Source organism: Streptomyces sp. NPDC004667 (assembly GCF_040609475.1).
Lineage (GTDB): Bacteria > Actinomycetota > Actinomycetes > Streptomycetales > Streptomycetaceae > Streptomyces.
Genome location: NZ_JBEXKC010000017.1, coordinates 108914 through 123622, shown reverse-complemented (window position 1 = coordinate 123622; position 14709 = coordinate 108914). Strand labels below are relative to the sequence as shown.

Annotated in this window: 13 protein-coding genes; 6 read left to right on the top strand and 7 right to left on the bottom strand. The window is 74.5% G+C overall.

All coding sequences use genetic code 11. The annotated features are described in order from the left end of the window. From ABZW32_RS12885 to ABZW32_RS12870, 4 genes are all read left to right on the top strand, one after another. Positions 1–1249: DUF1343 domain-containing protein (locus ABZW32_RS12885; protein WP_356214768.1), on the top strand; the 1249-nt coding region annotated here is incomplete at its 5' end. Positions 1250–1360: 111 nt separating this feature from the next. Next, positions 1361–2782 (top strand): serine-threonine protein kinase, encoded by a 1422-nt coding sequence (locus ABZW32_RS12880; protein ID WP_356214766.1) that lies wholly within the window; start codon positions 1361–1363, stop codon positions 2780–2782. Positions 2783–2936: 154 nt separating this feature from the next. After that, complete coding sequence (locus tag ABZW32_RS12875; protein WP_356214764.1) at positions 2937–3551, top strand: hypothetical protein; 615 nt, start codon at positions 2937–2939, stop codon at positions 3549–3551. A 119-nt stretch (positions 3552–3670) separates the two neighbouring features. Then, a complete protein-coding gene (locus tag ABZW32_RS12870; RefSeq protein WP_356214762.1) occupies positions 3671–4393 on the top strand; it encodes a 3-keto-5-aminohexanoate cleavage protein in 723 nt (240 codons plus the stop codon). Here the strand turns inward: ABZW32_RS12870 and soxR are convergent. After that, complete coding sequence (gene soxR, locus ABZW32_RS12865; RefSeq protein WP_356214760.1) at positions 4368–4817, bottom strand: redox-sensitive transcriptional activator SoxR; 450 nt, start codon at positions 4815–4817, stop codon at positions 4368–4370. The genes ABZW32_RS12870 and soxR overlap by 26 nt on opposite strands. A gap of 117 nt (positions 4818–4934) precedes the next feature. On the opposite strand from soxR, the gene ABZW32_RS12860 reads away from it, so the two are divergent. Beyond that, complete coding sequence (locus ABZW32_RS12860) at positions 4935–5396, top strand: MaoC family dehydratase (RefSeq protein WP_356214758.1); 462 nt, start codon at positions 4935–4937, stop codon at positions 5394–5396. On the opposite strand, the gene ABZW32_RS12855 is transcribed toward ABZW32_RS12860, so the two are convergent. Together ABZW32_RS12855 and ABZW32_RS12850 are read right to left on the bottom strand one after the other, a co-directional pair. Beyond that, a complete protein-coding gene (locus tag ABZW32_RS12855) occupies positions 5387–6031 on the bottom strand; it encodes a TetR/AcrR family transcriptional regulator (protein ID WP_356214756.1) in 645 nt (214 codons plus the stop codon). The genes ABZW32_RS12860 and ABZW32_RS12855 overlap by 10 nt on opposite strands. Before the next feature lie 91 nt (positions 6032–6122). Further along, entirely contained in the window at positions 6123–7274 is a 1152-nt protein-coding gene (locus tag ABZW32_RS12850; protein WP_356214754.1) for an acyl-CoA dehydrogenase family protein, read from the bottom strand. Positions 7275–7363: 89 nt separating this feature from the next. Here ABZW32_RS12850 and ABZW32_RS12845 point away from each other — a divergent pair, with 89 nt between their 5' ends. Further along, positions 7364–8068: a TetR/AcrR family transcriptional regulator gene (locus ABZW32_RS12845; RefSeq protein ID WP_356214752.1), complete on the top strand. Its 705-nt coding sequence runs from the start codon at positions 7364–7366 to the stop codon at positions 8066–8068. Between the two features lie 69 nt (positions 8069–8137). Here ABZW32_RS12845 and ABZW32_RS12840 read toward each other — a convergent pair whose 3' ends face one another. The 4 genes from ABZW32_RS12840 to ABZW32_RS12825 form a co-directional block, all read right to left on the bottom strand. Next, positions 8138–9217 carry a Zn-dependent alcohol dehydrogenase gene (locus ABZW32_RS12840; RefSeq protein WP_356214751.1) on the bottom strand — a complete coding sequence of 360 codons (1080 nt, stop codon included), beginning with the start codon at positions 9215–9217 and terminating at the stop codon, positions 8138–8140. A 53-nt stretch (positions 9218–9270) separates the two neighbouring features. Beyond that, positions 9271–10683: an aldehyde dehydrogenase family protein gene (locus tag ABZW32_RS12835; RefSeq protein WP_356214749.1), complete on the bottom strand. Its 1413-nt coding sequence runs from the start codon at positions 10681–10683 to the stop codon at positions 9271–9273. 98 nt (positions 10684–10781) lie between these two features. Beyond that, the gene (locus tag ABZW32_RS12830) at positions 10782–12275 is read right to left on the bottom strand and encodes a citrate:proton symporter (protein WP_356214747.1); all 1494 of its coding nucleotides are present in this window, start codon (positions 12273–12275) and stop codon (positions 10782–10784) included. A gap of 73 nt (positions 12276–12348) precedes the next feature. Next, positions 12349–14667, bottom strand: a complete 2319-nt coding sequence (locus tag ABZW32_RS12825; RefSeq protein ID WP_356214745.1) for a molybdopterin oxidoreductase family protein — start codon at positions 14665–14667, stop codon at positions 12349–12351. Positions 14668–14709: the final 42 nt, after the last annotated feature.

Here is a 14709-nt window from a genome sequence, read left to right as displayed (position 1 = left end):
GGGCACGGCGGGCAGGGCGGGCAGGGCCGGCACTGCGGGCACGCCCGGCGCGGCGGGCACCTCGAACACTGCGGGCGCGGCGGGTGCCCCCGCGCCGGGGCGGGTGCTCACCGGATGCGAACGGCTCGCCGCCGACGGGTACGCGGAACTCGCCGGACAGCGCGTCGGCGTCGTCACCAACCCCACCGGGATCACCGCCGACGCCCGCCACCTGGTCGACGTCCTGCACGCCGACCCGCGGGTGGACCTGGTCGCGGTGTTCGGGCCGGAACACGGCTTCCGCGGATCGGCCCAGGCGGGCGGCTCGGAGGGGACCGGCCGGGATCCGGCGACGGGCCTGCCCGTCTACGACACGTACGACACGAGCGGGCAGCGCCTGGCGGACCTCTTCACGGCCGCCGGGATCGACACCGTCGTCTTCGACATCCAGGACGTCGGCGCCCGCTTCTACACCTACGTCTGGACCCTCTACGACTGCATGCGCGCGGCCGCCCTGGCCGGCAAGGCCGTGGTGGTGCTGGACCGCCCCAACCCGGTGGGCGGGCGCCGGGCGGCCGGCCCGGTGCTGGAGCGGCCGTACGCCAGCTTCGTGGGCCGCGAGCCGATCGCGCTCGCGCACGGGATGACGGCGGCCGAGCTGGCCCTCCTCTTCAACGGCGAGTTCCTGCGCGCCCGTCCGGTCCGGCTGCGGACGGTGGCCATGACGGGCTGGCGCCGCGCGTCCTTCTACGGTTCCACCGGGCTGCCGTGGGTGCCGCCGAGCCCGAACATGCCCACCCCCGACACCGCTCTGGCCTACGCGGGGACCTGCCTGTTCGAGGGGACCACGCTCTCCGAGGGCCGGGGCACGACCACCCCCTTCGAGGTGGTCGGCGCGGAGGGGGTGGACCGGCGCTGGGCGGAGGCGGCGAACGCGCTGGAGCTGCCCGGGGTCTGGTTCCGGGAGACCTGGTTCACCCCCTCCTTCTCCAAGCACGCCGGAAAGCCCTGCGGCGGGGTCCGGCTGATCGTGCACGACCGCGAGGCCTTCGACCCGGTGAGGGCGGGGATCGGCCTGCTGGTCACCGCGCGGCGGGCGTGGAGCGGTTTCGGCTGGCGCGCGGACCACTGGATCGACCGGCTGACCGGCTCGGACCGGGTACGGACGCTGGTGGACGCGGGGGCGGGGGTGGAGGAGATCGCGGCCGACTGGGCGGCGGGGCTGGCCCGGTTCGCGCCGGTCCGGGAGCAGTACCTCCTCTACCCCTGACCCCACCCCCCGGGCCGGACGGATCCCGTGCTGCCGCGGGTCTGGCCGACGGGCGCCCGCGGCGGGATGCTGCGTGCACCGCAGGCACGGCACGGCATGGAGGGGGACGTCATGACGGACAGCGGAGCCGCATTCGCGACCGGAGCCCGGGCCGGAGCCACGGCCGCGGCCACGACGACGACCGGGGTGGGCGTCGGGCCCTACCGGGAGCTGACCTTCGACGCCCAGGGGGACGTGGATCCGGCGACGCGGGCGGCGGTGGCCCGGATCGAGGCCACGGACCTGCTGGTCTTCGCGCACGGCTGGAACAGCGACCGGACCACCGCGACCCGGCTCTTCGACCGTTTCTTCGCCCCCTTCCCGGGACTGGTGGGAACGGGGGTGCGGCTCGGCTACGTGGGGGTGGTCTGGCCCTCGATCCGCTTCTCCGACGAGCCGATACCGGACTTCGACCCGCGGCCCGCCCTCGCCGCCCCGGACACCGCCCCGGACACCGCCCCGGACACCGCCACGGGCCTGGATCCCGGCACGCGGCGGGCGCTCGGGGCGTTCTGGCCGGGCCGGCAGGCGGAGCTCGACCGGGTCGCCGAACTGCTCGACGGGCGACCGGAGTCGCAGGCCGCCTTCGCCGAGTTCGGGGCCCTGGTACGGGAACTCGCCAATGTCGACCGGACCGGTGCCGGCGGCGCGGGCGGTCCCGCGGCCGCGGCGGATCCGGGCGGCGCCCGCGGGGTACCGTCGCTCTTCGTGCGGGACGTGATGGAGGTCTGCCGGGAACTGGCCGACGCCCTGGCCGCCTCCGGGACGGACACCGGCGACGACTCGCTCCCGGCCCCCGGCAACAGCTCGCTCCTGGCCCCCGGCGACGGGCTGCGCGCCCTGTGGGGCGGGGCCAAGGAGCTGCTGCGCCAGGCGACGTACTACGAGATGAAGAACCGCGCCGGGGTCGTCGGCGAGCACGGGCTCGGGCCGGTGCTGGCGGACCTGGCGGGCCGGCGCCCGGCCCTGCGCGTCCACCTGATAGGCCACAGCTTCGGGGCGCGGGTGGTGTCCTTCTCCCTGCGCGCCGTACCGGACGGGGCGCGGCACCTGAAGTCGCTGACCCTGCTCCAGGGGGCTTTCTCGCACTACGCCTTCAGCGACCGCCTCCCCCACGACCCGCGCCGCGGCGGAGCCCTGCGGGGACTCCAGCGCAGGGTCGACGGCCCCGTGGTGGCCTGCCACTCCTCCCACGACAGCGCCCTCGGGCTGTTCTATCCCCTGGCGTCCCGGATGGCGGGAGATTCGGCCGGTCTGCTGGGGTTCGACGAGCGGTGGGGCGCGGTCGGGCACGACGGGGTGCAGGCGGTGCCGGGCGCACAGCGGATCGGCCTGGAGGCGGCCCTGCGCGACGGGCTGCCCGCGGCCGGTTGCGTCAGCGTGGACGCGGGCTCCGTGGTGCGGCGCGGCGGTCCGCCGTCGGGGGCGCACAGCGACATCTGCCACGAGGAGCTGGCCCGGATCGTGGTCGGCGCGGGGCGCATGGGGCGCTGAGTTCCGGCCATGTGCCACCCACACGCCTCGACCGCCCCCGCATGCGCCCACATCCGGCAGGGCATGTTGGGCACGTCAGGACGCGCCGCTTCGTTCGACGGGGTAGCGCGAACACAGGTGTGGGCGGGGGCACGGCGGCGGAGGTGAAGGTGCGATGGCGGGTTTTCGGAGTCTGGCCTACCAGGTGCGCGACGCGCGCAACGACCGGGCCCTGCGGCGCCATTCGCTGCGCCGCTGCCTGGAACGGTTCGCGCCCTACGGGCACCGGGCGACGTGGTGGCACCTGTGCGACCGGCACGGGATCGCCCCCGAGGACCGGGGCGCGGATCCGCTGCGCCTGGTCGCGGCCCTGGAGGAACTGGAGGAGGCCCGGGCGGTCTGGCTGGAGTACGAGCGGCAGTTCGCGGCGCGCCGTAGACGGGAGAAGCACGACGGGGTGCGCCGGCCGGAGTGGGCCTGGGGCGGCAGCGGGGACGCCGTGGTGCGGTGCGTCGATCCGGGGGTGCGGCCGGAGGGGACGCTCGGCGAGGTGTTGCGCCGGCTGGTGAAGGCGCTGGAATCGGAGCCCGGGACGGCCTGTCCGGTGTGCGGGGAGCGGGAGTTGCGCTGGTCGGCGTCGCTGACGGCCCACGGGGCGTGGGCCGGGGCGTGGGCGTGGGACGGGCCGGTGTGCGGGGGCTGCGGGATCGTGGTGCCGAGACCGGCGCTCGCGGACGCGGTCCTGGCGCACCCGGCGGCGGTGCTCCAGGCCCCGGCGGGCGCGGCGTGAGCGGGCCGGGCGGGGACGGGCCGGGCGTGAGCGGGCCGGGCGGACAGGGGCTGGGCGGACACGGCGGTTGGGGCAGGGACGGCGGTCGGGGCGGGGACGGGCCGGGGGCGGTGCTCCAGGTGGCGGTCAACGGATCGCGCGGCGCCGGCGACGGGGGCGCGGTGCCGATGACCCCGCGGGATCTGACGGAGTCGGCGGTGGAGGCCGTAGCCGCCGGGGCCGGGGAGGTACTGGTGCACCCGAGGACCCCGTGCGGGCGGGAGAGCCTCTCGCCCCGGGTGGTCGGTCCGCTGCTGGAGGAGATGCGCGGCGCGGGGGTCCGCGTACCCCTCTCGGTTCCGGCCGCCGTCGACGCCGAGCCGGATCCCGCCGGGCGGCTGGAGCGGGTGCGGTCCTGGACGGTGCTGCCCGACCGGGCCCAGGTGGCGTTCGCGGAGCCGGGCGCCGGCGCGCTGGGCCGGGCCCTGCTGGCGCGCGGGGTGGCGGTGGACGCCGTGGTCCCGCTGGGCGGCGGGGCCGGGCCGGAGCCGCTGGCCCGGTTCCTGGAGTGGGCCCCGCCGGACCACGGCCGGGTGCGGCTGGTGGTGGAGCTGGCCGAGGCCGACCCGGCGCTGGTGGCGGCGCTGCGCTGGCTGCCGCCGGTGCCGGTCCTGCTGTACGGGCGGGACGCGGCCGCCTGGCCGGTGCTGCGGATGGCCGCGCGGTGCGGTGCCGGCACGCGGACCGGCGTGGGGGACGTCCTGCACCTGCCCGACGGGCGGGCGGCGCGCTCCAATGCCGAACTGGTGGCCGCCGCCCGGGAGCTGCGGGACGCGGCTACTGCGACAGCCGGGATCCGGTGAGGCGGGCGCCGAAGACGTCGTCCGGGTTGGACAGGGCGCACTTCTTCAGCGAGAGGCAGCCGCAGCCGATGCAGTCCGACAACCGGTCGCGCAGATCGCTGAGTTGCCGGATCCGCTCGTCGAGCTCGGCGCGCCAGTTCTCGGACAGCCGCGCCCAGTCCTCGGGGGTGGGGGTGCGCCCCTCCGGCAGCTCGACCAGCGCCTCGCGGATGTCGGCCAGCGGGATGCCCACGCGCTGCGCGGCGCGTACGAAGGCCACCCGGCGCAGCGCCTCGCGCGTGTAGCGGCGCTGGTTGCCGGAGGTACGGCGGCTGCTGATCAGCCCTTTGGTCTCGTAGAAATGCAGTGCGGAGACGGCTGCCCCGCTGCGCGCGGAGAGCTGGCCGACCGTGAGTTCGTGGACGTTCTCGGGAATCTGCGGCACGCGGCCGAGCCTAGTCGGAGATCCGTTGACAGACGCATGCGGGCCCCAGCATGCTGAGCAAACGCTTATTAGTTGCGCGCCAGCGGACGACGTGACAGCCGACGACAGGGGCAGGGCATGGCCGAACCGAGGATCTTCACCTCCGCCGAGGAACTGCGCGCCGGGATCGGTGACGTGCTCGGCCCGAGCGAGTGGCTGGAGGTGGACCAGAAGCGGATCGACCTCTTCGCGGACGCGACCGGCGACCACCAGTGGATCCACGTGGACCCGGAGCGGGCCGCCGCGGGCCCCTTCGGCTCCACGATCGCGCACGGCTATCTGACACTGTCGCTGCTGCCCAGCCTGGTGCCGCAGATCATGCGGGTCGAGGGCATGCGGATGGGCATCAACTACGGCACGGACAAGGTCCGTTTCCCGGCTCCGGTGCCGGTCGGCTCGCGCCTGCGCGCCACGGCCGTGATCACGGCGGTCACCGAGGCGGGCGAAGGCGTGCAGGTCGCGGCGACGGTGACGGTGGAGCGCGAGGGCGGCGCGAAGCCGGTCTGCGTCGCGGAGTCGGTGTCCCGCTACTACTTCTGAACCACGGGCCCGGCGGCCGGCCGGGCGCCCACCATGCGGAGCACGAGGTCGGCGTAGAGCGCGCCGACCTCGTCGGGCGTGCGGTGCCCGGCGGTGCTGAACCAGCGGGCCACGTCGATGCAGAGGGAGAGCACGGCGAGGGTGGTCCCGGGGACGTCGGGGACGTCGAACTCCCCCGCCCGGACCCCCTCGGCGATAATGCGGCGCACGGCGGCGTCGCTCTCGCGGCGCAGCGCCACGATCTCGCCGCGGTGTTCGGGCGCGAGCGCGTCGAGCTCGTACTGGACCACGCGCGCGGTGGTGTGGTGCGCGGCGTGCCAGCCCACGAAGGACCGTACGGCCGCGTCGAGCCGGTCGGCCGAGGTTCCGGGCCCGGCGGCGGCGGTCTCCAGGATCTCCAGCGCCTTGTCGTGGCCGATCCGGCTGATGCGGTGGAGCAGCTCTTCCTTGGTCTTGTAGTGGATGTAGAGCGCCGCCGGGCTCATGCCGGCCCGGCCGGCGATGTCGCGCGTGGTGGTCGCGTGGTAGCCGCGTTCGGCGAAGGCCTCGACGGCCGCGACCAACAGCCGCCGCGCGGCGTCGGGGGTGACCTCCGACCACGCCTGATAGCCGCCGGTATCCGCCGCACTGTCCATCGCCCGCTCACCCTCTTCCCCGTGTGGAAGGAACACCCTACCGGAGGGTGAGCAAGCGCTTAGGCAGAACTCCGGCGGGTCCGCCGTCGGCTCAGAACGCGGAGACCCCCGTGCGGGCGCGGCCGATCAGCAGCTTCTGGATCTGGCTGGTGCCCTCGTAGAGGGTCATCACGCGGGCGTCGCGCAGCAGCTTTCCGGCCGGGTACTCGTCGATGTAGCCGTAGCCGCCGTGGACCTGGAGGGCGTTTCCCGCGGCGCGCACGGCGGCTTCGGAGGCGAAGAGCTTGGCGGTGGAGGCCTCGGTGGCGAAGGGCCGGCCGCGGTCGATGAGGTCGGCGACGCGCCAGGTCAGCAGCCGGGCGGCGTCCACGTCGACGGAGATGTCGGCGATCAGCTCCTGCACCAGCTGGTGGTGGGCGATCGGCTTGCCGAACTGCTCGCGCCGCCCGGCGTACGAGACGGCCGCGTCCAGCGCGGCCTGCGCGATGCCGACGCAGCCGGCGGCCACCGACATCCGACCCTTGGCCAGGGCCGACATGGCGACGGAGAAGCCCTTGCCCTCGGGGCCGAGCATCGCGGACGCGGGCACGCGGACGCCGTCGAGGGCGAGCTCGGCGGTGGCCTGACCGCGCAGGCCCAGCTTGCCGCGCACCTCACGGCGGGTCAGGCCCGGCGTGTCGGCGGGGACGAGGAAGGCGGAGATCCCGCGGTGGCCGGGGGCGCCGCCGGTGCGGGCGAAGAGCAGGACGACATCGGCCCAGGTTCCGTTGGTGATGAACATCTTGCTGCCGCTGATCACGTACGCGTCCCCCTCGCGCACGGCCCGGGTGGTGAGGGCGGCGGCGTCGGAGCCGGTGCCGGGTTCGGTCAGGCCGAAGCAGCCGAGGGCCTCGCCGGAGCACAGCCGGGGCAGCCAGTCTTGCCTCTGCTCCTCGGTCCCCCAGGCGGCGACGGTCTTGGCGACCAGGCCGAGGGAGACGGAGACGATGCCGCGCACCGCGGAGTCCCCGCGGCCCAGTTCCTCGGTGACGAGCGCGTAGGAGACGTGGTCGCCGCCGGAGCCGCCGTACTCCTCGGGGACGGTGAGGCCGAGGAACCCGAGGTCGCCGAGCTTCTTCACGATGGACCGGTCCACGCTCTCGGCGCGGTCCCACTCGGCGGCGTACGGGGCGATCTCGCGCTCGCTGAACGCGCGGGCGAGCCGGCGCACGGCTTCCTGCTCCTCGCTGAGCTCCAGGTTCACGGGTGCCTCCGGGTGGGGCGCGGTCGCGGGTGCCGGGGCCTTTAACTAGCACCGGTAGTTTATGGCGGGCAGGGCCTACTATGTGGCGCATGGCCAGACCGCGCAAGCCCCTCCTGAGCAGAGACCTCATCGTCGAGGCGGCCGGTGCGCTGGTGGACGCGGAGGGGCTGGAGGCGGTGTCGACGCGGCGGCTGGCCGCGGCGCTGGGGGTCAGCGGGCCGTCGCTCTACAACCACTTCCGGACCAAGGACGCAATCCTGGAGGCGGTGGCGGACGCGGTGAGCGCCCGGGTCGACCTGTCGATGTTCGACGCGGTCGGCCGCGACGACGAGAACGGCGACCGTGACGGCAACGGTGACCGTGACGGTGGGGCGCGCCCGGACTGGCGCGGGGCCCTGCACGCCTGGGCGCACTCGTACCGGGACGCCCTGGCGGACCATCCGAACATCGTGCCGGTACTGGCACGGGGGCCGGGCCGGCGCCCGGCCGGGCTGCGACTGGCGGACGCGGTGTTCGGGGCGATGACCGAGGCGGGGTGGCCACCGGCCCACGCGACGCGGATCGGCGCCCTGATGCGCTACTTCATCCTGGGCTCGGCGGTGGCCTCCTTCGCCCGGGGGTTCGTGGACGACGAGGCGGCGTACGACCCGGTGGACTACCCGCACCTGGGGCAGGCCCACCTGCTTGCGCAGCGCAGGCGCGAGGTGGACGAGGGCGCGTTCGAGACGGGCCTGACGGCTCTGCTGGACGGCCTGTCCCTCCAGTACGAGGCCCTGCGGGAGCCACGGGCCTGACCGACCCGGCCGACCCCGCCGACCGCACGGGGGGGGTGCGGCCGGTCGGTCGGACCGGGCCCGGCCGGATCAGAAGACGACCAGGGAGCGACCCCCCTTGCCCGCGAGCATCGCGTCGAAGGCGGCGGGGATGCCGTCGAGGGTGATCCGGTCGGTGACCAGGGCGCCGAGGTCGAGGCGGCCGGCCCGCACGTGGTCGGCGATCACCGGGAGGTCCCGGGCCGGATCGCTGTTGCCGTAGACGCAGCCGCTGAGGGTGCGGGCGTAGTGGAAGATCTCCAGTGCGTGGAAGGTGACCTGCTGCTCCTTGCCTCCGATGCCGACGACCGTGGTGCGCCCGCCCCGGCGGGTGGAGTCCCAGGCTCCGCGGATGGTCTCCGCGCGGCCCACGCACTCGATGGCCACGTCCGCGCCCTGACCGGCGGTGAGCGCGCGGATCTGCTTGGCGGTGGTCTCGGAGGCGAGCACGAAGTCGGTGGCCCCGGCGGCACGGGCCAGTTCCTCCTTCGCCGGGGAGACGTCCACGGCCACGACGGCCCCCGCCCCGGCGATCCGGGCCGCCTGGAGGGCGGCCAGGCCGACCCCGCCGACCCCGAACACGGCCACCGACTCGCCGGGACGGACCTGGGCGCTGTGGTGGACGGCCCCGTACCCGGTGAGGACGGCACAGCCGAGCAGGGCGGCTTCGGGCAGCGGGATCCCGGCGGGCGCGGGCAGCACGCAGTTCGCCGCGACGACGGTCTCCTCGGCGAAGGCCGCGACGTTGAGCCCGGGGTGCAGCTCGGTGCCCTCGGCGTCGTGGGCGTAGACCGCGCCGACCCCGGTCAGGGCCTTGACGCAGAGCCAGACCTCGCCGATCCGGCAGTGGTGGCACTCCCCGCAGGACGGGGCCCAGTTGAGCACCACACCGTCGCCGGGTGCGACGTGGGTGACGCCCTCGCCCACCGAGACGACCGTCCCCGCGCCCTCGTGGCCGAGGACGGCGGGGACGGGCACCCGCATGGTGCCGTTGGTGAGGGAGAGGTCGGAGTGACAGACCCCGGCTGCGGCGAGCCGCACCCGGACCTGCCCGGGGCCGGGTTCGGGCAGCACGATGTCCCGGATCTCCAGCGGGGCTCCGACGGCGGGCAGGATGGCGGCGCGGACCATGGTCTTCGTCTCCGTGTCTTCGGGGGCTGCGCGGTGTCTTCGGGGCTGCGCGGTCAGAACTGCAGGGACTTGGTCTGGAGGTACTCCCCCAGGCCGTGCGGGCCGAGCTCGCGGCCCACGCCCGACTGCTTGTAGCCGCCGAAGGGCGCGCGCACGTTGAAGCGGCCGCCGTTGATGTCCACCTGGCCGGTGTCCATGCGGCGAGCGAAGGCCACGGCCGTATCCGCGTCCGCGGCCCAGACTGCGCCGCCGAGGCCGTAGACGGTGCCGTTGGCGATGCGCAGGGCGTCCTCCTCGTCCTCGTAGGGGAGGATCGCCAGGACGGGACCGAAGATCTCCTCCTGGGCGATGGTCATCTCGGGGGTAACGTCCGCGAACACGGTCGGGGCGACGAAGTACCCGTGCTCGTGCGGTGCTTCGGAACCGCCCGCGACGAGGCGCGCGCCCTCCTCGACGCCCTTGTCGATGTACGCGCGCACGCGGGCGCGCTGCTTGGCATTGATCACCGGGCCGAGGCGGGTGCCCGGGTCGCGGGGGTCGCCGGTGGGGTACTTGGCGACGGCGGCGGCCGCGAGGGACACGGCCTCCTCGTACTGTTCCCGCTGGACGAGCATGCGGGTGAGGGCGTTGCAGCTCTGACCGGAGTTGCTCATGACATCGGCGACGCCCGCGGCGACGGCCTTGGGCAGATCGGCGCCGGGCAGGATGACGTTCGCCGACTTGCCGCCGAGTTCGAGGGCGACGCGCTTGACGGCGGCGCCGGCGATGGCACCGATCTTCTTGCCGACGGCGGTCGAGCCGGTGAAGGAGACGAGGTCGACCCCTTCGTGCTCGGCCAGCGCCTGTCCGGCGACCGGGCCGGTACCGGTCACCAGGTTGAAGACTCCGGCCGGGATGCCCGCCTCGTGCACGGCTTCGGCGAAGAGCTGTGCGGTCAGCGGGGTGTCCTCGGCCGGCTTGAGGACGAGGGTGCAGCCGGCGGCGAGAGCGGGTGCCACCTTGGCAACGACCTGGTGCAGGGGATAGTTCCAGGGCGTGATGGCCCCGACCACGCCGACCGGCTCCAGCAGCACGGTGGAGTTCCCGATCCGCTCCTCGAAGGCGTACTCGGCCGCCAGCTCGGCGTAGGAGGAGGCCACCGCGATCGGCGCCCCGACGTGGACGCTCTCCGAGAAGCCGGAGGTGGCGCCGAGTTCGGCGGTGATGGTCTCGGCGATCTCGCCCTTGCGGGCCGCCAGGACGTCGCGCAGCGCACCGATCAGGGCGGCCCGCTCGGCCGGAGCCGTGGCCGCCCAGCCGGGGAGGGCCGCGCGGGCCGCGCGTACGGCCGCGTCCACGTCCTCGGCGCCCCCGGCCGGGACGCTGGCGATGACCTGCTCGTCGGCCGGGTTGACGACCTCGATCCGGTCGGCCGCGGCGGCGGGCCGCCACTCCCCGCCGATGTACATCCCGTCGTGGGCCTTCATGGCATTCCTCCCGAGCACGCACGAGCGCGTAGAGCTGACGTCGTCGACACCCTACAAACTAGCGCCGGTAGTTTTCGGGGCACCAGGGGCCGCCCGGCTCAGATGATGCCGAAAAGCATCCCTGCCGCCAGCACCACGAGGGAGGTGAGGGCCGCCCATTTCACGGTGAAGCGGGTGTGGTCGCCGAACTCGACCCTCGCCATGCCGACCAGGACGTAGACGGCCGGAACCAGCGGGCTCGACATGTGCAGGGCCTGGCCGACCAGGGAGGCGCGGGCGATCTCCAGCGAGGAGACCCCGTGGGCGGCGCCGGCCTCGGCGAGGACCGGCAGGACACCGAAGTAGAAGCCGTCGTTGGACATGAAGTAGGTCAGCGGCAGGCTGAGCAGCCCCGTGACCAGGGCCATGTGCGGGCCCATGCCCTCGGGGACGGCACCGACGAGCCAGTCGGCCATGTGCTTGACCATGCCCGTTCCGCCGAGGACGCCCGTGAAGACGGCGGCGGCGAAGACCATGCCGGCGACGTTCAGGACGTTGTCGGCGTGGGCGGCGATGCGGGCCTTCTGGTCCGGCATGTGGGGGAAGTTCACGGTGAGCGCGAGGGCGGCGCCGAGCAGGAACAGCACCGGGATCGGCAGCAGCTCCATGATCATCGCGGTGAGCAGGGCGACGGTGAGGCCCGCGTTGAACCAGTAGAGGCGCGGGCGCAGCGTCGGACGGTCGGGGTCGAGCCCCTGGAAGCCGTCGTCCTCGGGCGCGGCGCCGGAGGCGGCGCCCGCACCGGCACCCGTACCGGCGGCGGAACCGGGGGCGGAGGCGGAACCCGTACCGGCGGCGGTACCCGAGGCGGAACCGGAGCTGCCGCCCCCGGGCGCCTTCGCGTCCGGCCGCGCGCCCGTGTCCGCCCTGCCGCCCGAGCCGACCGCGACCAGGGACTCCTCCTCCGTCTCGGCCTCCGCCTCCCCGGGCATCACCAGGGAGCCGACGCGGCGGCGCTCGCGCAGGCCCAGGACGTAGGCCAGGACGAAGACGCACAGGAGCCCGACCGCGAGCGCGGGGATCATCGGGACGAAGATGTCGGCCGCGTCCAGCTTGAGGGCGGTGGCGGCGCGGGCGGTGGGGCCGCCCCAGGGGAGGGTGTTCATCACGCCGTTGGCGGTCGCGGCGACGCCCGTCATGACCACCAGGCTCAGACCGAGCCGCTTGTAGAGCGGATACATGGCCGAAACGGTGATCATGAAGGTGGTCGAACCGTCCCCGTCGAGGGAGACGATCGCGGCCAGCACGGCCGTGCCGACCACGACCCGCATCGGATCGGCCTTGCAGAAGCGCAGGATGCCCCGGACGATCGGGTCGAAGAGGCCGACGTCGATCATCACGCCGAAGTAGACGATGGCGAACATCAGCATGGCGGCGGTCGGGGCGAGCTTGCCGACGCCGTCGATGACGTAGTCCCCCAGGTGCGCGCCCTTTCCGGCGAACACGCAGAAGAGCGCGGGAATGAGGACGAGCGCCGCGATGGGCGACATTTTCTTCAGCATGATCAGGACCAGGAAGGTCGCGATCATGGCGAAGCCGAGGAAGGTCAGCATGCAGGGAACCTAGGTGCCGCCTCCTTGTGCCAACAAGACGTCGCCGCGTGAGCAATACGAGCAAAACCCCAGCTCAGGGCAGGGGTGCGAGTTCGACGGGGAAGCCGTTCAGCACCGCCGTCCCGGAGAGCGGGTCGAGCCGGGTGCCGTCGAGGAGCTGGTTGACGTTCACTCCCGGTTCGGCGGCGGCGACCGCGAGGCGGGTGCCGTCCCGGTCGTGGCCCCAGCCGTGCGGCAGGCTGACCACGCCGGCGCGGACGGCGTCGGTGACCTCCACCGGGACCTCCAGGCTGCCGCCGTCGGCCGTGACCCGGGCCCGCCCCCCGTCGGCCAGTCCGATCCGCTCCGCATCCCGCGGGTGGACCTGGAGGGTGCAGCGGTTGGAACCTCCGGTGAGGGCCGGGACGTTGTGCAACCAGCTGTTGTTGGACCGCAGGTGGCGGCGGCCCACGAGCACCAGGGCGGCGGGGCGGCCGGTGAGCGCCGCGCGCAGTCGGGGGAGCTCGGCCGCGATCGGGTCCGGGAGCAGCTCGATCCTGCCGCTGCGGGTCCTGAGCAGGCCCGGGAGCCGGGGGCGCAGCGGCCCGAGGTCGATGCCGTGCGGGTGGGCGAGCAGCCGCTCCAGACTCAGCCCGCCCTGCGGCCGGTCCGGCCGCCCGTCCACGGATCCGTACGCAGACCGGTCCGGCAACCCGTCCGGTTGCCCCTCCGGCAACCCGTCCGGCAGTCCCGCGGCGCCGAACAGGTCTCCGTACGGGCCGAGTCGCAGCATCAGGTCGAGCCGCCGTTCGGGGCCGTTCCCGCCCGTGAGGAGCCCCGCGAGGCGGGCGGGGTCCGCACCGTGGAGGGGGGAGCGCCGGTCCGCGGTCTCCCGGGCGAGGGCGCTCTGGATCGCCGTCTCGTCGACGTCGGACGGTTCGGTGGCGCCGTACGTGCCGGAGACGGCCAGGACGAGGCGCGCGTGGATCTCGCACTCGTCGAGCCGTCCGGCTTCGAGGGGCACGGCGGGCCGGGTGTAGCGGACCTGGTTGCGGATGGCGAAGCCGTTGAAGGCGAAGTCGTGGTGTGCGCTCTGGGACGGGGGCGGCGGAGGCAGCACGACGTGGGCGTGGCGGGAGGTCTCGTTGAGGTACGGGTCGACGCTGACCATGAAGTCCAGGCCGGCCAGGGCCGCGTCGAGCCGGCGGCCGTCGGGGGCGGACAGCACCGGGTTGGCGGCGATGGCGATCAGGGCGCGGATCCGCCCCGGCCCCGGGGTCTCGATCTCCTCGGCGAGGGCGGCGATGGGCAGTTCGCTCTTGGCTTCGGGATGGCCGGAGACCCGGCTGTGCCAGCGGCCGAGCGCGAACCCGCGGCCGGGTCCGGCCGCCCGGGGACGCGGGCCGGTCGCCGGGAGCGGGAAGAGGGCTCCGCCCGGACGGTCGAGGTTGCCGGTGAGGATGTTCAGTACGTCGACCAGCCAGCTGGCGAGCGTCCCGTACTCGACGGTGCAGCTGCCTATCCGCCCGTAGACGGCGGCGGTGGGCGCGGCCGCGAGATCACGGGCCAGGGTACGGATCTCGGCGGCCTTGAGGTCGCAGGCGGGGGCCACGGCCTCAGGAGTGAAACTCCCGAGGGCGGCGGCGAGTTCCCGGAGCCCCTCGGTATGCCGCGCCAACGCCCCGGGAGCGGACAGCCCTTCGGCGAGCAGGGTGTGCGCGAGGGCGGCGAGCAGCAGGGCGTCGCTGCCGGGGCGGGGCGCGAGGTGCCGGTCGGCGAGCCGGGCGGTGCGCGTCCTGCGCGGGTCGACGACCACGAGGGTGCCGCCGCGCGCCCGCAGCGCCTTGAGCCGGCCGGGGAAGTCGGGGGCGGTGCACAGGGAGCCGTTGGACTCGACCGGGTTGGCACCGAGCAGGAGCAGGAAGTCGGTGCGGTCGAGGTCGGGCACGGGGATGGCGAAGGGGTCGCCGAACAGCAGTCCGCTGGAGACGTGTTTGGGCATCTGGTCGAGGGTGCTGGCGGTGAAGAGGTTGCGGGTGCCCAGGGCGCCCACGAGCAGCGGCGGGTAGAGGGCGCCGGCCATGGTGTGGACGTTCGGGTTGCCGAGGACGACGCCCACGGACTGCGCACCGTGTTCCCGGACCAGGGCGGGGACGGCCACGGCGATGGCGTCGTAGGCCTCCTCCCAGGTCGCCCGGCGCAGGCGGCCGTCGCGGCGGACGAGAGGGGTGCGCAGCCGGTCCGGGTCGGCGTCGAGCGCTCCGAAGGCGGCGCCCTTGGGGCAGATGAAGCCGCGGCTGAAGACGTCGTCGCGGTCACCCCGGGCACCGGTGACGGTGGTCCCCTCGATGGTCAGGGTGAGGCCGCAGGTGGCTTCACAGAGGGGGCAGATGCGCGGGGCGGTGCGGGGCATGGGCCCTCCAGGGGGCGGCAGGCCGCAGCACGGGCGCGGACC